This is a genomic window from Bacillus sp. 05T21, assembly GCF_056396785.1.
The window spans coordinates 193,993-211,690 of sequence record NZ_JBFTMD010000002.1 but is presented as its reverse complement, the minus strand read 5'-3'; the positions used below and the strand labels follow the sequence as shown (position 1 = coordinate 211,690).

The 17,698-nt window shown below is 35.0% G+C and carries 15 protein-coding genes; 6 read left to right on the top strand and 9 right to left on the bottom strand.

Annotated features, from left to right (window positions below):
* Nucleotides 1-10: 10 nt before the first annotated feature.
* Nucleotides 11-631, bottom strand: a complete 621-nt coding sequence (locus tag AC1DKZ_RS05980; protein WP_000231445.1) for a DUF47 domain-containing protein — start codon at nucleotides 629-631, stop codon at nucleotides 11-13.
* 311 nt (nucleotides 632-942) lie between these two features.
* On the opposite strand from AC1DKZ_RS05980, the gene AC1DKZ_RS05975 reads away from it, so the two are divergent.
* On the top strand, nucleotides 943-2,982 hold the full coding sequence (locus AC1DKZ_RS05975; RefSeq protein WP_476995791.1) for a transglycosylase domain-containing protein: 2,040 nt from the start codon (nucleotides 943-945) through the stop codon (nucleotides 2,980-2,982).
* Nucleotides 2,983-3,147: 165 nt separating this feature from the next.
* Here AC1DKZ_RS05975 and AC1DKZ_RS05970 read toward each other — a convergent pair whose 3' ends face one another.
* From AC1DKZ_RS05970 to AC1DKZ_RS05960, 3 genes are all read right to left on the bottom strand, one after another.
* Nucleotides 3,148-3,585 carry a hypothetical protein gene (locus AC1DKZ_RS05970; protein WP_113937030.1) on the bottom strand — a complete coding sequence of 146 codons (438 nt, stop codon included), beginning with the start codon at nucleotides 3,583-3,585 and terminating at the stop codon, nucleotides 3,148-3,150.
* 219 nt (nucleotides 3,586-3,804) lie between these two features.
* The gene (locus tag AC1DKZ_RS05965) at nucleotides 3,805-5,400 is read right to left on the bottom strand and encodes a Gly-Xaa-Xaa repeat protein (RefSeq protein ID WP_476995790.1); all 1,596 of its coding nucleotides are present in this window, start codon (nucleotides 5,398-5,400) and stop codon (nucleotides 3,805-3,807) included.
* A gap of 257 nt (nucleotides 5,401-5,657) precedes the next feature.
* Nucleotides 5,658-6,923: an ATP-binding protein gene (locus tag AC1DKZ_RS05960; protein WP_002126365.1), complete on the bottom strand. Its 1,266-nt coding sequence runs from the start codon at nucleotides 6,921-6,923 to the stop codon at nucleotides 5,658-5,660.
* Nucleotides 6,924-7,083: 160 nt separating this feature from the next.
* On the opposite strand from AC1DKZ_RS05960, the gene AC1DKZ_RS05955 reads away from it, so the two are divergent.
* Nucleotides 7,084-7,929 (top strand): DUF72 domain-containing protein, encoded by an 846-nt coding sequence (locus AC1DKZ_RS05955; RefSeq protein ID WP_219301810.1) that lies wholly within the window; start codon nucleotides 7,084-7,086, stop codon nucleotides 7,927-7,929.
* 368 nt (nucleotides 7,930-8,297) lie between these two features.
* Here the strand turns inward: AC1DKZ_RS05955 and AC1DKZ_RS05950 are convergent, their stop codons facing one another.
* The 4 genes from AC1DKZ_RS05950 to deoD all read right to left on the bottom strand — a co-directional run bounded on the left by AC1DKZ_RS05950 (nucleotide 8,298) and on the right by deoD (nucleotide 11,971).
* Complete coding sequence (locus tag AC1DKZ_RS05950; protein ID WP_002011737.1) at nucleotides 8,298-8,492, bottom strand: DUF3924 family protein; 195 nt, start codon at nucleotides 8,490-8,492, stop codon at nucleotides 8,298-8,300.
* Nucleotides 8,493-8,612: 120 nt separating this feature from the next.
* Nucleotides 8,613-9,143, bottom strand: coding sequence for a tyrosine-type recombinase/integrase (locus AC1DKZ_RS05945; protein ID WP_000806230.1), 531 nt, complete (start codon nucleotides 9,141-9,143; stop codon nucleotides 8,613-8,615).
* 107 nt (nucleotides 9,144-9,250) lie between these two features.
* Entirely contained in the window at nucleotides 9,251-11,062 is a 1,812-nt protein-coding gene (locus tag AC1DKZ_RS05940; RefSeq protein WP_002141011.1) for a sensor histidine kinase, read from the bottom strand.
* 201 nt (nucleotides 11,063-11,263) lie between these two features.
* On the bottom strand, nucleotides 11,264-11,971 hold the full coding sequence (gene deoD, locus AC1DKZ_RS05935; protein WP_000110707.1) for a purine-nucleoside phosphorylase: 708 nt from the start codon (nucleotides 11,969-11,971) through the stop codon (nucleotides 11,264-11,266).
* Between the two features lie 173 nt (nucleotides 11,972-12,144).
* Between deoD and AC1DKZ_RS05930 the strand changes: the two genes are divergently transcribed.
* Nucleotides 12,145-12,939, top strand: coding sequence for a hypothetical protein (locus AC1DKZ_RS05930; protein WP_044438004.1), 795 nt, complete (start codon nucleotides 12,145-12,147; stop codon nucleotides 12,937-12,939).
* A 4-nt stretch (nucleotides 12,940-12,943) separates the two neighbouring features.
* Here the strand turns inward: AC1DKZ_RS05930 and mprF are convergent, their stop codons facing one another.
* Nucleotides 12,944-15,529 (bottom strand): bifunctional lysylphosphatidylglycerol flippase/synthetase MprF, encoded by a 2,586-nt coding sequence (gene mprF / locus AC1DKZ_RS05925; RefSeq protein WP_476995789.1) that lies wholly within the window; start codon nucleotides 15,527-15,529, stop codon nucleotides 12,944-12,946.
* 186 nt (nucleotides 15,530-15,715) lie between these two features.
* Here mprF and AC1DKZ_RS05920 point away from each other — a divergent pair, with 186 nt between their 5' ends.
* The 3 genes from AC1DKZ_RS05920 to AC1DKZ_RS05910 all read left to right on the top strand — a co-directional run bounded on the left by AC1DKZ_RS05920 (nucleotide 15,716) and on the right by AC1DKZ_RS05910 (nucleotide 17,640).
* Complete coding sequence (locus tag AC1DKZ_RS05920; protein ID WP_002135238.1) at nucleotides 15,716-16,105, top strand: hypothetical protein; 390 nt, start codon at nucleotides 15,716-15,718, stop codon at nucleotides 16,103-16,105.
* Between the two features lie 22 nt (nucleotides 16,106-16,127).
* Entirely contained in the window at nucleotides 16,128-16,619 is a 492-nt protein-coding gene (locus AC1DKZ_RS05915) for a YpuI family protein (protein WP_002135239.1), read from the top strand.
* A gap of 106 nt (nucleotides 16,620-16,725) precedes the next feature.
* A complete protein-coding gene (locus tag AC1DKZ_RS05910) occupies nucleotides 16,726-17,640 on the top strand; it encodes a superoxide dismutase (protein ID WP_002030730.1) in 915 nt (304 codons plus the stop codon).
* The last annotated feature ends 58 nt before the right edge of the window (nucleotides 17,641-17,698 follow it).

The window sequence follows — 17,698 nt, the reverse complement described above, 5'->3', positions numbered from 1 at the left end:
ATCAAACTCCTTACGCGTTCTTCATAATGATTGTTTCTAATACGTTTGCAACGCTTTGACAGCTATCAGCTACTTCTTCAAGCTCTTCGTAAATCTCTTTAAATTGAATAATCTTAATCGGATCTTTCTCACGAGAGAATAAGTGCTTAATCGCATGACGGCGAATATCATCACATTGTGACTCGTAATCCTTAATCTTGATCGCATTTGTACGAATATCGACTAATTTCTTTTTAGAAAGTAGTTCAACAGAATTTGCAATCTCAATCGCACATTGATTAATTGCTTCAACGAATTTAATCATGTATTCATCAGCTTCTGTAATAGAATACATTTCGAATAGACCAGCACTGTGATCTAATCCGTCTAATACATCATCCATACTCATTGCAAGTTGTAGGATGTCTTCACGTTCAATAGGAGTAATAAACGCTTTGTTTAGCTCCATAATGATTTCGTGAATGAATGAGTCACCTTTTGACTCATACTCTTTCATGCGCATAGAAAACTCTTTTAAATCGCTAGCATTTTTAATTTTATACTCCACGAAAAACTGCGCGCCTTCTTTTAAATTTTCGGAAACGTTCATAAGCATTTCAGAAAATTTATCTTTTTTTGATTTAAAGACCATTATTGTTACCCCCACAAAAGTAATATATGTAAAATATATTGGCTAATCAATTCTAACAAAAAACTGTCGTTTTTTAAAACATTTTATCGAAAAGTTTACAAAAACTTAACATAACTCTCATTGTTGTATTAATAATATTAATACTCAACGATGAATATCTTACTTGTAGAATGTCCTTTTCTTGCAAAAAGTATGAATGTGAAAGAAAAGCTTTACACTATAGGAACGACTACGTTATTATAATAAATTTAAAAGGAGGTATATTCTTCCTTTTAAAAAGAAGAGTGTAAACAAATGAAGGAAGTGAACCAATGAAATTGAAGAACACTCACTTTAAAAAAACGCTTGAGTGGTTCAATAAGAGGAAGAAACTACGCAATTCATTAATTGTATTGGGAAGTTTACTTGCTACTCTATTTATTGTTGTAAATATAATAATTTCCATTCAAGATATATCTGAATTAAAACAAGCTGTTCCACAACCGACTTTAATTTATGATGCAAATAATGAAGTTGCGACTAAATTAGCTTCTTCTAAAACAGAAGGGGTCAAAAGGAAAGATATTCCTGATATTATGGTTCAAGCAATTGTTGCAGTAGAAGATAAGGAATTTTTTAGTCATCATGGTATTTACTATAGTGGAATTATAAGTGCTGTATTTAAGAACATTACAGCCGGTGAAGTTGTGGCAGGTGGTAGTACAATTACACAGCAACTTGCGAAAAATGTATTTTTAACGCAAGACCGTACATTCTCGCGTAAAATAAAGGAATACTTTCTAACGAAAAAAATAGAACGTACTTATACGAAAGATGAAATTGTTGAAATGTATATGAATCAAATTTATTTTGGTGAAGGTGCTTGGGGGATAAAAAGAGCAGCTAAATCTTATTTTGATAAAGAAGTAAAAGACTTAACGATTTCAGAAGCCGCAACGATTGCAGGATTAATTAAAGCGCCATCTGCGTATTCGCCGTATAAAAACTTTAATAAATCAATTGAAAGACGTAATGTCGTATTAGGTTTAATGAAGGAGCAAGGATATATTTCTGAAGAACAATATAATCAGGAGAAAGAATCAGGTCTTGTATTACGACGTGGTGTTGACGATAAATATAAGGGAAAATATTCTCAATACGTAGATTATATTGTTAGAGAAGCGATGGACAAGTATGAATTAACACAAAATGAAATTTTAGCAGGTGGCTATCGTATTTATACGGAACTTGACTCGAAAAAACAACAAGCGGTTGAAGATGTTGTGAATAATGATAGTTATTTTAAAGATAGTGGCTCAGATCAGCTTATGCAAACTGGAGTGGTCCTTATGAATCCAAAAACTGGCGGTGTTCCGGCTTTAGTTGGAGGCAGAGGTCCTTATCAATTTTTGCAGTTTAATCATGCAACACAATTAAAAAGACAGCCAGGTTCAACGTTAAAGCCTCTTGCAGTGTATGTACCAGCGTTAGAACAAGGATATGAAGTATACGATGTCTTAAAAGATGAACCGTTTAATATTAAAGAATATGCACCACAAAATAGTGATCATATGTTCCATGGTAATGTGACGATGTATGAAGCGGTGGCAAAGTCATATAATGTTTCAGCAGTTTGGCTATTAGAGAAAATTGGATTAGATAAAGGATTGAAATCTTTAGAGCGGTTTGGTATTCCATTAGAGCCTGAAGACCATACGTATCCGATTGCTTTAGGAGGTATGCATGTAGGGACTTCACCATTTGTAATGGCTCAAGCGTATAGCGCACTTGCAAATGATGGTGTCCAAGTAGAAGCTCATGCCATTAGAGAAATCCAAAATGCTGAAGGGGAAACAATTGGAAAATGGTATAAGAAAGAAACTCGTGTGACGAACGAGAAAGTTGCCCAAAAGATGACATACTTATTAAAAGGTGTTATTGAAAGGGGAACAGGTGAAAAAGCGAAAGTTAATAATATCGATACCGCAGGCAAGACAGGGACTACCCAGCTTGTAAATGGACCAAGCACTGGTGCGAAGGATTCGTGGTTTGTTGGATACACACCGGATTTAGTAGGTGCGATTTGGGTAGGGTATGATAAAACGGATAGTGAGCATTATGTGCCAGGAGGCAGCCAAATTACAACGACAATGTTCCGGGATATTATGAAGAAAGCGAATGGAAATCCAACTCAAAAGGCATTTCAGTTATCACTAATACCTGAGGCGGATTATACAAAACAATTAAAAATGATTGAGGAAGAAAAACGAAGGAAAGAAGAAGAGAAAAAACGAAAAGAAGAGGAACAACAAAGAAAAGAACAGCAAAATGAATGGATAGATAAAGTGAAAGAGTGGATTCCATTTTGGTAAAAAAAGAGGCGAATAGCGAGTTCGCCTCTTTTTTATGAGAAATGAGCGGTTTTATCTCGGTTCAAAATGCGGCAACAGAAAAGAAGTTAGGTGAGAATCGAGCTGCCTATAAAAATTTGATGGGTTTAACTTAATAATCCGTGGGGATGGGAAAAGCGACACGGATTAAAGCTTCAGTTTATTTAGCGTAACATTGGTCCTACCGAAGGATTGAGAATCATACGTGACGGTTATTATTCCTTTACTAATAGGTTCATATGGCAATTCCTCTTCGAAACTTCCAGTATTTTCATTATGGATAGAGAGTGTTATTTCATCAACGTCTTTATTTTTATATTGATCTTTAATCGTTTCAGCGATTTGAAGTAGGTTTTCATAACTAGAAGCTTCTGTAATAAGCATTCCTTTTATAACTTTTTTTTCATTTTGTGTGGAAGAGGAATACGGGATGTTGTTTTGTTTTGTATACAGAAGTTCGTATGGAATGGTTTTTCTTTCTGCTTTTGAAACATTTGAATAGTTTAGAGTTAAAAGAAACCCTATACATAAAATTATGCATACCATAAGAACAAACCAAAAACGTGTCAGTGATATAATTCGCATTGTCATCCCTCTTTCATGTCTTTGTCTTCACTATTCATCATACAAAAAGAGGATTAAGCTAGAGTAAATTTGAAGTAAAGAAACGTAAAGAAGGAGCACTTATCCTCCAAAATAAGTGCTCCTTTTTATTAAAAGAAAGATTTAACATACAATCAAAATAATACAAATTACTATAAATCAAACATTCTTGGTCGTTCAAAAATAAAATGAAAACTAAAATTAGTAAATTCGGAAGACTGATAGTGTAGCTGTTGTGTCACCAGTGTTAGGGATGGAAATAGTATTTACTGTAGGTTGTACGGAGATTGTTGTACCAGCTGTTAAAGTAACAATTGTGGAGAAAGAAACCGCACTACCGATAACGTTAGTTGAAAAATTACGAGTAGGTGGTTGACCGTTGAATGAAATACCGAATCCAAATGGTGAAGAACCCGGGAAGGTTGTAGATGCTGAGAAACTAATATCGTATACTCCTGTTTCTAAAATAGTTAAAGTATCTGAAGTGTCATTAAAAATGAGATTATTTAGTTCGAAAACTTGATTGAATTGGATATTCGTTCCAGGTGATATAGTTTGTGGATTAGAATTTCCTATTGCTGCTATAGTTACAGGGATTGGTGTGCCCGACGGTCCAGTAGCGCCAGTAGCACCAGCCGGACCTTGAGCGCCTTGAGCACCTTGAGCACCAGCCGGACCTTGAGTACCTTGAGCACCTTGGGCACCAGTAGCACCAGCCGGACCTTGAGCACCTTGAGCGCCAGTAGCACCAGCCGGACCTTGAGTACCTTGAGCGCCTTGAGCACCAGTAGCACCAGCCGGACCTTGAGTACCTTGAGCGCCTTGAGCACCAGTAGCACCAGCCGGACCTTGAGTACCTTGAGCGCCAGTAGCACCAGCCGGACCTTGAGTACCTTGAGCACCTTGAGCGCCAGTAGCACCAGCCGGACCTTGAGCACCTTGGGCACCAGTAGCACCAGCCGGACCTTGAGTACCTTGAGCGCCTTGAGCACCAGTAGCACCAGCCGGACCTTGAGTACCTTGAGCACCTTGAGCGCCAGTAGCACCAGCCGGACCTTGAGTACCTTGAGCACCTTGAGCGCCAGTAGCACCAGCCGGACCTTGAGCACCTTGGGCACCAGTAGCACCAGCCGGACCTTGAGTACCTTGAGCACCTTGAGCGCCAGTAGCACCAGCCGGACCTTGAGTACCTTGAGCACCTTGGGCACCAGCAGGTCCTTGAAGTCCAGTAGCACCAGCCGGACCTTGAGTCCCTTGAATACCTTGAGGTCCTTGAGGTCCAGTAGCACCCCGAGCGCCAGCCGGACCTTGAGGTCCAGTAGGTCCTATTGTTCCTCCACCAAGGCAACCTGATCCATATTGAACTAGGATAGCTTGAATTTCTGTAATGAGCTTAACTAGTTTATCGATAGTACAGCAATCGATTTTGAATAACTTAGCAATATACAATAAATAATTAAGCAAACTTTGTAGTTCAACGTACAATGCTCCGCATGAGAAAGGTGAGGACTTTAGGATAGTTAATAAGTTAGCAATAATAGAACTACCAATTTTTTCTTGTGCAGGTGATAAATTTAAGCAACTGAGGAATTTTTGAAGATTATTCAGGAGAGTAATTAGTTTATCGATGTTATCTTGAGAAGGGTTTTGAAATACAGCTTGAATACTTTGACCAAGAGCTTGAAGAAGTCTAGCATACTCTTTTAGTTCTGCCTTAGAGATGTTAATATAACTGCAAGCTCTTACTTCGCAACAATCATTACCATAAAACACTTTCCCTTTATTTTTGTTGGACATTTGTTCATTCCTTTCTTTTATAGAATAAATAGTCGTGACTATATAATAAAATGAAAACTAAACTGAATTCGTGAGGGACAAACTACTATTTCTAAAAAAATAAGAAGTTTACCTATCTTGTAAAACAAAGAACAATTAAGAGATAGAGAAAGATTTATATGAGTTAAAAAAGAATAGGTTAGAATAAAAAAACTGCACGCAAATTGTTAGATTATATCTAACAATTTGCGTGCAGTTCGTGGAACAGCCCAACCTTTTTAATGATTAATTCGTTCATAGTTCGCTTTAGGTAAAATTGGAATAGAAATAGTGAAAGTTGTACCGTTTTGATTACTAGACATTTTTAATGTACCGTTATGATTTTGAATAATTTTCTTCGTTACTGACAAGCCCAGTCCTGTTCCTGAATCTTTTGTTGAGAAGAATGGATCAAAGATATATTCTTGAATAGCTGGAGGAACCCCAGTTCCGTTATCTGTGAAAGTAATCCGAACAAAGTTATCTAGGCGATAACTAGAGATTTGAATGGAAAGAGGTCTTTCGCCTCGAGCATCGATAGCATTTTGAAATAAATTTAAAAAAACTTGCACAAGTTCATGACGATCGATATTGACAAGTACACCATCTAATTCCGTAGAAAATTCATAGTCAATAGAAATGTTGTGTAAAAAAACTTCACTAGCAAGTAGTTGTTGAATATATTCGCGTAAAAACGTATTGATGGGAAAAGGTTCTCTAGTAAATTCACGCGTTTTTGAAATGGCTAAAAATTTTGTGATAATACTATTTGCACGATCTAGTTCAGGAATGAGTAGACTTTTAAACAATTCTTTATTGGATGGAGAAACGTTATCTTGTAGAAATTGCAAGTATCCACGTACCGTTGTAAGGGGATTTCGTACTTCATGAGCAATCCCAGCTGCGATTCGTCCTGCTAATGAAAATTTTTCTGCATCACGTTCTGTGTTTAAATAATGGAAGACACTAATAACTCTAAAAATCTCTCCGTTATAATCCCGAATAATTCGATTGTTTAAAATACCATAGTTTTTGTCTAACACTTCTTCATTATATATTTCTGTTCCTGTTCTTAATGTTTCAATCGCTTTAATTTGTTCTTCTGGCAAGTTTAGTAATTGTTGAATTGGCTTTCCAATTATATCATTTCGTACTACACCAAAATCATCTGCTGCAGCTTGATTACATAAAGTTATATTTCCTTTACTATCAACAAAGGTGACATGATGTGAAAAAGCATCAAAAATATGAACAAAGTATGTTTCAAGTTGTTCAAATAAAAATAATGAATCGCAAGTAAGTTGAAAATCAGCCTTTTTATTCTCTTTTTGTATGTTTTGAATGGAATGAGTCGTTCTCGTTTTCTTTATTTGTAAACCAATATGTGGATTTTTGTATGTGAAATGATGTGGTAATTGATTCACAAGCTCTTCATATAACCGCACTTTATTTTCTAGTTCTTCTATTCGTTTTTCATGAGATACAATATCATCATTTGGAAGCATAAATAAATAACCCCTCAATTTAAAAATTCTTCCATTTAGTATATCATATTTTTATACGGATACTCTTAAAGAAGGGGCTATTTAATGAAATTGATTAGCTGAAATGTCCGGGAAGTGAGTAGAATGGATAGAAGGTGAAGTTAAAAAGGGAGGGATATATTTGCTTTTCATTGGAGTGACAGGGTGGGGAGATCATGATTCTTTATATATAAATCCCTATGAAAATAGAAATAAATTGCGAACTTATAGTGAACATTTTCCCATTGTGGAAGTAGATAGTTCATTTTATGCGATACAACCTGCGCGGAATTATACAAAATGGGCGATGGAAACGCCGAAAGATTTTTCTTTTATAGTAAAAGCCTATCAAGGAATGACAGGACATATGAAAGGGGAAATCCCTTTTTCTACGTTCGATGAGATGTTTGATGTGTATAAACAATCCATTCTTCCTTTAATAGAAGCAAATAAATTAAAAATGATTTTATTTCAATACCCACCATGGTTTGATTGTAAAGTGAAAAATGTAGATTTACTTCGATACACGAAAGAAAAAATGGAAGATTTCCCATGTGCAATAGAATTTCGAAATCAAACATGGTTTTATCCAGAAATGAGAGATAAGACGTTACAGTTTTTAGAAAAAGAAAACTGGATTCATACAATTTGCGATGAGCCTCAGGCTGGAATAGGATCAGTACCGCTTATATTAGAGGCAACAAACTCGGACATGGCGTTAATACGTTTTCATGGCCGAAATGTTCATGGTTGGCTGGATAAAGGAGAAAATTGGAGAGCGGTTCGCTGTTTATATCGTTATAATAGTAAAGAATTGGCGGAATGGGTAGAACGATTAGAGCGATTGAAAAAGAAGACGAAGGATATATTTGTATTGTTTAATAATAATTCGGGCGGAGATGCAGCGGATAATGCGAAACAGCTTATGAAAATGATGAACATTACATATGGTGAGCCGAAGCCTGAGCAATTAAATTTGTTTGAATGATGATAAACAAGAAAAGCACTGTACAAACAGGGGGAATGTACAGTGCCTTTCTATATGAAAAAGAGGGGTAACAATGTTACTGAGCGTTTGGTTGATTCATCAATTGTTGGCTTCATAATAAATGATAATGGTTATCATTATCATTGTCAATGGTTTTTCGGAAAATAAGTAAAAAACTTTTTATCCCGCTATTTGCGGCAGTAAAACCCCTACCTCAAAATTCGGCTGGAGCAAAGAAGTTAGGTGGGAGCCCTGCTGCCCGTAAGCGCCCGATTGGTGAAGGCTAATAATCAGTGGGGGATGAACAAACCCCCCACTGATTAAAGTTTCACTTTATATTTTAAATAGTAATAAAAAAAGAACAGCAATTACTGCTGTTCTTTTCCATTGATGATTTGTTGTAAATCAAAAGGAGTTATCGCTTGGATAAATTCCTTTGAGATAAGTGTTTGAACGAGAGTGCTTTCAGAAATTGTAGCACCTGTTTTCTTTTCATAAGATTTCTTTAATAAATCAAGTTTTTCAGCCGTTTCTTTTGGTAATTCAATTGTTAATGTGTTCATAATTTCTCCCCCTTACTATTAGAGTACCACTACAGTATAGGAGAGACAAGAAAAGAGAATATGAAACATAAAAAAGGTTACCAAATTTACAAATGGTAACCTTTTTATGTATAAGAGTTATTAAGCAATACCGATATACTTTAAAGTTTTGGATGGAGTACTGTGATCAAAGAAGTGTTGTAAAAATGCAATATCAACACCTGATTTGTATGCACAATAGCCCCAAGTTTTTCGAAGTGTATGTGAGCTAATCCCTTCTAATCCAACTTCTTTTGCAGCTTTGTTTAAAATGTACCATGCATGTTGTCTCGTAATAGACTTTGTTCCTTTTTGAGACTTTAATAATGGTTCATTACGTTTCCAAGTTTTACGTTCTTTCATGTAGTCTTCGATTGCGTGCTGTAAGTCTTCATTTACAGCAAACCATTTATGTTTCTTTACTTTTTCATTGTAAAATAAAATGGAATGGCGAACATTTTCGTCTTCATCGATTACATCACTAACTTTTAATTGTAAGATTTCACTTACTTTTAAGCCAGAATTTACAGCTAATACGAATAATAAGCCATCACGTTTCGAAGATTGTAAAAGTATATTTTTGATAGTTTCTAATTGTTTTTCATTTTGAATAGGTTGTCCTGCTTGTTTCATTTCACGCACTCTCCTCTTTTATATGTGTAAAGGAAAGGATTAACTTGTTTCTTACTATAAAGGGAGAGTGTGAATTTCATGTGAACTCCTAGTGAAATTAAGACAAATTATTTGACTTCTTTTACTTTTTGTAAATTAAAATAAAATACAACGCTATTAGTGGTATTATACACGCCGTATTCAGCGTGATGGAGATCTAAAATGTTTTTCACAATGGATAACCCAAGGCCAGTACCTCCAGTATGACGGCTACGAGAAGCGTCTAAACGGTAGAAGCGATCCCAAATTTTTTCAAGGCTTTCTTCTGGAATAGGATTACCTGTGTTTTCAATTTTGATTTTCACTGTATCTTCCGTTTCTATAATAGAGACGTGTATTTTTTCACCATCTGGAGTATATCGAATTGCATTGCTAAGTAAGTTTACAACGACTTGCTCAATACGGCTACGATTTGCTTTAACAAATAGAGAAGAGTCAGCATGGATGTCCACTTGTAAATGTTTTTCCTCCATGCTAAATAATAATTTTGTATAGACTTGTTGAATTAATTCACCGATCGAGAATGTCGACATTTCTAGTTTGTACGTACCTGATTCTAGTTTTGCTAATTCTAACATTTCAACAATGAGCCTGTTCATATTATCTGTCTCTTCCAAAATAACATTTGTATAATATGTCGTATCTTTACTTACGCCATCTTGAATACCTTCAGCGAAGCTACGAATAACACTAAGTGGTGTTTTTAATTCATGAGATACACCAGAAATGAATTCTTTTCTCGTTTTTTCCAATTGACGTTCGCGTTCTATATCTTGTTGTAATTTTGTATTAGCAACATTTAATCGGTCGATTCGATCTTTTAAATTTACAGAGAGTGTATTAATACCACTTGATAACCCGCCAATTTCATCGTCTGCTGTAACAGGTAACTTCTCGCTAAAATCAAAGTTGGCCATTTTTTTTGTAACACGATTTATCTTAATTAATGGTTTAACAATGATTTTTGAGTAGTAGAAGGATAACAAAATAATAACGAGAAACACGATAATTAAGGCATAGACATAATAATCTTTTAAAACGAGCATTGCTTCATTCACAGGTTGTAAAGATGCTATCACAAAAGCGTACTCCTTAGTTTTTCCGTTTTCCATAATAGGCTTTACAAAGACACTGTTTTTTATATTTTCCCCACTATCTAAAATATACGTGTTTAATTGATTTGAATTAGAAGTACCTTGTCTAATAGTGCTTGCAAAATATTCAACAGCTTGTAATGTTTCAAAATCATTTGCAAGGCGAACCTCAGATTTGGAAGGGATATGTAATTTAGATATCACACCGGTAAAACTGATCTGAGACGTAGTTTTATATCGATTTGTGAGTCTATTTTTAGAGGGGTTACCACTAATTGTTTGAAAATCCGAATTGACATTTTCATTTCGCCATCGATTATAATTAGTCGTCAGTTCTAGTGGCGTTATTATATTATCTTGTAAAAATCCCTCTACGTGAATCATGCCCTCTTTTTTTAAGCCTAAATTTTCGAATTTATTATATTCTTCGGGTGTTAAAAGATTATTAAGTGGGATGGAATAGGTTTTATTGTTATTAGGGTTAATTACCTCAATATAGTAATTGTTTTCACTTTTAATAATGCCGTTAGAATCTAAAAATTGCATTTCAGCATTCGTTTTATCGTGAAATTCTTGTTTTAGCTTTCTGATTTCCTCAAAACTTTTGTCGCTTTTTTCATAATTATCTACGAATTTTTCAAAAGCCGTTTGAACGGTTTTTACTTTTTTATTAATATAAAACTTCTCTAAAAATAGAGATTGTCCAAGGAAAAAAAGGAGAAATATGATTGTAAATAAAGTTGATGTTAATAAAAATAGTTTAAAGACGATGCTTCTGTTCTTCACTGTTTCACCTCGTATGAAAAATACTGTAATATAAATGATTTCTTAATTATAACAAAGGTTACAAAAAAGTAGAGGGGATAAATCTGTCTATCTCTAAAGTAGTTTTTTATAGAAAGTCACATAAAGAGACGGTACAGTGACTATAGAAGTATTTTAGCATAAAAAAGAACTCGCCAGACGTATGACGAGTTCTTTAGTGTACTATTGCTGAATTGCTGCATCTAAAGCGATTTCAATCATTTCGTTAAATGTAGTTTGACGCTCTTCAGATGTTGTTTCTTCACCAGTGAAGATATGGTCGCTTACTGTTAATACAGATAATGCATTTACACCATATTTAGCTGCTAATGTGTAAAGAGCAGTCGTCTCCATCTCTACTGCTAATACACCGTAATCTCCAAGTTTTTTAACCATGTCCATGCTCTCACGATAAAATACATCTGCTGTTAATACGTTACCAACACGAACGTGTAATCCTTTTTCTGTTCCAGCATCGTAAGCTTTCTTTAAAAGATCAAAATTTGCAGCAGGAGCAAAATCAAAACCAGGGAATGTTAAACGGTTCATATTAGAATCTGTACAAGCAGTCATCGCAATAATAACGTCACGTACCTTAACATCTTTTTGAATTGCACCACATGTCCCAACACGAATTAAATTTTTCACTCCGTAGCTTTGAATTAATTCGTTTACATAAATAGAAATAGAAGGAACACCCATGCCTGTACCTTGAACAGATACACGCTTTCCTTTGTAAGTTCCAGTAAAACCTAACATACCACGCACGTTATTATAACAAGTAACATCCTCTAAAAATGTTTCAGCAATATATTTTGCACGTAATGGATCACCAGGTAATAGAATAGATTCAGCAATTTCGCCTTGTTTTGCTTCAATATGTACACTCATGAAAAATCCTCCTTATAATGTATTGATAGAAATCAATATCATTTGCATTATACACTACGACTCCTTTCAATTAAAATCTTTTTTATTTGTAATATGTGCAAAAGAGGAGGATTTCATAAATCATAATCTAGAATATATATTTAAGAGGTTTTGCATGGATAAAGACAATAAAAATGGTAGGTGATATTTTGAAAAATCTTGTCATTGGGCTTATTGCACTAGTACTTATTGTGGCAGGAGGATTTTACATAAAAAAATATCAAGAAACTGTAGAAACGACCGGAGATGTTCAAGAAGTGAAATGGGATGTGAAAAATAAAAAGGGAAATGAAAAAGCCGATATTTCGTTTCAATTGCTAAATAAAATGAATAATGAAGTTCGTGGTGTGAACGATCAAATTCGAGCAGTGATAGTGGATGGGAATTTGAAAAACATACAACAAACGAAGCCTATATTTGCTGGAAATGGATCGTATAAGCTATCTTCAGATGTAGCAAAAGGTGAAGGGTACACGATATTTTTGTATGAAAATGAAAACAAGTCCGTGGAATCATTTGCTAAGAAAGATTTTGGTGAAGAAAAAAAGGAGACAAACAAGGACAAGAATAAAAAGAAACTACCTGTCGATACTGTACTTACAAAAAATATAGGAGAGCATCAAGTGTCTCTTTTATTTGGTGCATTACATCCGAATGAGGCAACGACATTAACATTTCAGTTTCAAGCGAAAAAGGGAGAAAAGCTGAAATTAAATTCAGGGAGAGGCGAAGTCAACGCGCTATATATCGTTGATGAAACGAGGGGACATTTTTTATATGCCATTCCTGTTGATACGGATGAGCAATTACAATATCGTATTACATTTCCAGAAGAAGGAACATATAAAATATGGGGGGATTTCTATATAAATGGTAAGAAGTATGAAAAGGAGTTTAGTATACAAGTGCAAAAACGAAAAAACAGCTAAGTACTTAGCTGTTTTTTCGTTTTCCTATTAATTTTGTTACAGAGAGCATTGTAATTGGTAAAGAATGATTCTTTCGAAATGCTAAATATTTTCCACTCCATGCAGGTTTATATTTTTCTTTGAAATGTCGTAAACCGCTGAAGCTATATGTGTAACGAACGTTATTAAATATTGCAGCAGCAACTCGTTCAGACCAGAACGATTGCGTTGATAAACCGACATTTGAGAGTGGTGCCATACCAATATTAAAGGAATGGTATTCATTTTCTTTTGCCCAGTGGAATAAGTGGATAAAAATTGCATCCATAATTCCGCTAGGGGCATCTGGATAATAACGCATTAAATCAACAGATAATATGCCACTTTGATATACTGGCATAAAGGTTGTGAATGCAATGATTTTTCCTTCTGCATCAGATAATGTAGTGATAGGGGCACGACTAATATACTCACGATCGAAGTACCCAAGTGAAAATCCTTTCTCTTTTTTTCCGCCGAGCCAAGCATCAGACACTTTCTTTAATTCCTCGTATAATTCGTCTGAGAATGGTGGCTCATGAATAGAGAATGTATAACCTTCTCGTTCAAAACGGTTGAAAGTGGCTCGCATACCAGCACGTTTCTTTCCTGTTATTGTAAACGTATTTAAATCAACGACAGCCTCTTCACCAAGTTTAAAGAAGTTGTAGCCAAAATCGTGGTATAAGCTCATCCATTTGCTTTCAATTTGATAGAATACGCAAATATACCCAAATCGATCAGCTTCAGTCAAAAATTCTTGCAACACAGTGCGGTAGGAGGATGGATCACCGATTGGATCACCTAGTACAACAAGACGTTTTCCAGTAATTGAAAAGAGAAGAAGTGCTTTTCCGTCACTACTGAAGAAGAACTGTTTATCTCCTAAAAAACCTAAATGACTAAGTACATTCCCGCCATGTTCATCTAAGAAGTTTTCTAACCTTTTATCATTAGCTGGTTGCCCGGGAAATTGACTACGATAACGATTGGCAATTAGTGAGCCGATAAGTAAAAAAGTAGGAACGAAAAAGGCTGCTGCTAATGCACTTCGTTTAACTTGTGTAATATTTCGAACGACAAAATCAGGTTGGAACGCTTCTTTTGCACCCGCAAATAAAATACCTAAGTTTTTATATAAATATAGCGTAAGTAATAAGAAGATAAATACTTTTACGATATCAGAAAGTGAGACTTCCATTTTCTCGCGTATAAATCTTTTACGAAGCATATACAACACAGCAAGTACGATTAATAAAATAAAGGTTTCTTCAATGTCAATTCCTTTTAGGGTATTAAAGATTGCTGCTCCAATTAAAGAAACAATCGTCATATAGTAAGAACGCTTTGTTCCATAATATATGCCTCGCGAAAGAATCAGGAGGAGAATACCGAATGTTAATGATAAGCTAAAAGAAAATTGAATAAGGTGCTTTGGAGCTAAAATATGTAAGGCGTGAGCTCGATTTATACTAGTCGGTAAAATTGTTGATAGAATAACCATTAAGCCAGCGAATACTGTTAAAGCGGCGGATGCCCATGAACCTAATTTCCCTAAAAAATCACGTTGTAAAGTCCAAATTACACCAGTTGTTTCTAACGCAGGTGCAATAAAGGGTTTATCTTCAATTTTTTTTATGGCCGCTCCTGTCATTTCAAAGGCTGCAAAAATGAGACCTAGGCAGAATGGTAAGATGTAATAGACAAGTCGGTATAATAACATAGCAGGTAGTAATACGCCTGTATCAACGCCGTATTGTCCTAGTCCAGTTAAGAAAACAAGGTCAAATGAACCAAGGCCACCAGGAACAAGACTTACGACACCAGCTAAAGCAGCGATTACGTAAACACCTAAAAACTTTTGAAATTCGATATCAATTCCAAACAATATTAAAATGACGTACATAACGATACCGGCAGATACCCACTCGACTAATGAAACTAATGAATATAAAACAGTTGGATTTTTCTCTTCTTCTTCTTCCTCTTGTCCGTCTAGCTGTTTTGTTTTTCTATTTTTAATTTTAGAAAACCCAATATATATAGGAACGAAAAGAGCAAAGAAGATAAGAACAGGCCATAACCACGGTTTTTCGTGCAGAATAAAACTAGTGTCTAATATTCCAATAAGGCCGAGGAATGACAGAATGGCTAATCCGTTAATAAAAGCGGTTGTCATCCAAGCAATACTTTTAATAAGTTTTCCATTATCTTTTATATGCGGACGATATAGCATTGTACGTACACCGGCACCAACAAGACCACCAAAACCGATAAATCCATTTAAAGTGTTTGCAATCCATGAGATACGGAAAATCTTTTGTACAGGTATGTCTGCTTTTAAGTAACGAAGCATAACAAAGTCATAAAAGAACATTGTTGAAACGGCAAATGCACCGAGTGTAATCGCTAAAAATACCCCACCAGTTGGAATGTTTTTAATTGTTTCAATTGCTTCTAAAAAAGAAATGCCTGCTAATTCTTTTTTAGCTTGAAAGAAAACAATTGTTAAGACAACAAATGGGAAGATTATTTTCCCGATTTGTAAGAAACGTTTCCATGAAAACGACATAAATACAACTCTCCTTGTGTAAGAAAACTGAGACAATAATATTATTATGACAAACTTCAAGAAAAATAAAAAGGTAAATTCCTGTATAGGGAAGCTATTTTTTATATAGGTTATATTTAAAAGAATATTTCGTTTATCAGAAAATTAAGTTAAGATAAGATGAAAGAAGGAAGAGAGGGGAAGTAGATGATTATAATAGGTTATGCAGGATATGAGTTAGAAAAAGCAAAACCGAATACATCAGAAGATTTTTTTAATAGATCTGAAGTGACATATATATTAAATAATCAAGAGAAAACCTTTTCTGTCTTATATGTTCGATATTTTGAAGAAATTTTACAAGAAATTACCCCTTTTGAAGGAAATCCAGTTTATAAAGTAGAAGAACAAGACGTATATTTACGAGATATTGTAGCGATCGCTTGTTTACTGAAAGATAAAGAGCTACGCGCGCAGAAGCGCTTGTATCTCAATGAAGTAACAGACTTTCAACGATACTTTGATGAGGGAACAGTGGTGAAAGTACAAGAAATATTAGCTGAATTACATAAAAATAAAAGAGTAGAAATAGCGTAAAACGGCAAAGGAGAGAGAAGCCATGTCTAATTTGATGGTTGAAAATCAAACAGAACAAGTTTCTATATTTTTAGAAGATGTAATTTCCTTGATAACTAATTATGTAAATTATCATACGTTACCTTCTTTATTGGAGGAGACACCAACAGGAAACGAGCAATACTATAAAGGGATATTAGCATCAATAAGAAGACTTCTTGTTTTTTGTGAAGAAGGACTTGATGCATGTTTTGTTTTGCTGAATAGCCAACCATTTCGAAAGACCGCAGCTGAAACAGTTTTATATAAGATTTACCATCAAGTAATTGCAGAGTTTTTTTCGCCAAAGAATGATCATTGGTATGAAAATAGTCGTTCTGCTTATACAGGGAAAAATTCTATTGTTTTTCAGCAAATCCCCCCTAGATCTATAGAACGAATGATGAAGGATTTAGAAGGGAAATTTCAATTGATGCGTGAAGAACTAGAATATTATGAGACAGATTACCAAACAAAAATGTTGCACAAATATTAATTAAGGAAAAGGAGCTAAGGATACTTAGCTTCTTTTCCTTTTGTCCAGTTATATAAGGGATTTTAATTGAATATAGTTAAAGTGGATAGCATCAAGGAGGTGTGACATGAGTCAGCAAGGTGTATTTACAGATTACTTTCATGAAGTAGAAAGCTGGTGTGAAAGTGTTCTTCAAGTATTAGATAGCCGTGCAATGGAAGTGTATGATGTCCATATGCTTGCTTATAAAATTCAAACGTTATTAGAGCGTATGAAAGAGCATGAATACGACACAGATGCCGAGTTTATGTATGAAATAAGTGATGATGTAGAACATATTCAACACCATTTACAGGAAGTATTTATGCAAGAAGGAGAGGAATATGAACTATGTGAAAGAGGGGATAGCGAACGAGCTGTTCCGATTGGGGGGCATACCCTTCCGCCATTACCTTATCCATATAATGCGCTAGAACCGTACATTTCACGAGAAATTATGATGTTACACCATGATAAACACCATCGTAGTTACGTGGAAGGATTAAATAAAGCAGAGAAGATGATGGAAGAAGCGAGAAAAACAAATCAATTTGATTTAATTAAGCATTGGGAAAGAGAAGCGGCTTTTCATGGATCAGGTCATTACTTACACACGATATTTTGGAATAACATGAAAAAAGATGGTGGTGGAAGTCCGAGAGGGGCTTTTTCACAACAAATTGAGCAAGATTTCGGAAGTTTTTTACGTTTTCAAAAGCATTTCACGGAAGCCGCTTCTAAAGTGGAAGGTTCAGGATGGGCAATTCTTGTATGGGTACCCCGTTCAGGAAGGTTAGAAATTTTGCAAAGTACGCTTCATCAATTGTTTACACAGTGGGATACGATACCACTCCTTGTACTGGATGTATGGGAACATGCGTATTATTTACAATATCAAAATCGAAAAGATGAATATATTAAAAATTGGTGGAATGTTGTAAATTGGCCAGATGTAGAAAAGAGATTTGAAAGTGCGAAGCAAATTGAATGGACACCGTATTAGACGCATATCTCATGCGTCTTTTTTAGTGGAGGTGGAAGGAAAATTTCGTTCATATTTT

Bases quoted from the DNA above. Each gene is read 5' to 3' on its own strand.
- AC1DKZ_RS05980 (WP_000231445.1), bottom strand. From the start codon at position 631: ATGGTCTTTAAATCAAAAAAAGATAAATTTTCTGAAATGCTTATGAAC.
- AC1DKZ_RS05975 (WP_476995791.1), top strand. From the start codon at position 943: ATGAAATTGAAGAACACTCACTTTAAAAAAACGCTTGAGTGGTTCAAT.
- AC1DKZ_RS05970 (WP_113937030.1), bottom strand. From the start codon at position 3,585: ATGCGAATTATATCACTGACACGTTTTTGGTTTGTTCTTATGGTATGC.
- AC1DKZ_RS05965 (WP_476995790.1), bottom strand. From the start codon at position 5,400: ATGTCCAACAAAAATAAAGGGAAAGTGTTTTATGGTAATGATTGTTGC.
- AC1DKZ_RS05960 (WP_002126365.1), bottom strand. From the start codon at position 6,923: ATGCTTCCAAATGATGATATTGTATCTCATGAAAAACGAATAGAAGAA.
- AC1DKZ_RS05950 (WP_002011737.1), bottom strand. From the start codon at position 8,492: ATGAACACATTAACAATTGAATTACCAAAAGAAACGGCTGAAAAACTT.
- AC1DKZ_RS05945 (WP_000806230.1), bottom strand. From the start codon at position 9,143: ATGAAACAAGCAGGACAACCTATTCAAAATGAAAAACAATTAGAAACT.
- deoD (WP_000110707.1), bottom strand. From the start codon at position 11,971: ATGAGTGTACATATTGAAGCAAAACAAGGCGAAATTGCTGAATCTATT.
- AC1DKZ_RS05930 (WP_044438004.1), top strand. From the start codon at position 12,145: ATGGTAGGTGATATTTTGAAAAATCTTGTCATTGGGCTTATTGCACTA.
- mprF (WP_476995789.1), bottom strand. From the start codon at position 15,529: ATGTCGTTTTCATGGAAACGTTTCTTACAAATCGGGAAAATAATCTTC.
- AC1DKZ_RS05920 (WP_002135238.1), top strand. From the start codon at position 15,716: ATGATTATAATAGGTTATGCAGGATATGAGTTAGAAAAAGCAAAACCG.
- AC1DKZ_RS05915 (WP_002135239.1), top strand. From the start codon at position 16,128: ATGTCTAATTTGATGGTTGAAAATCAAACAGAACAAGTTTCTATATTT.
- AC1DKZ_RS05910 (WP_002030730.1), top strand. From the start codon at position 16,726: ATGAGTCAGCAAGGTGTATTTACAGATTACTTTCATGAAGTAGAAAGC.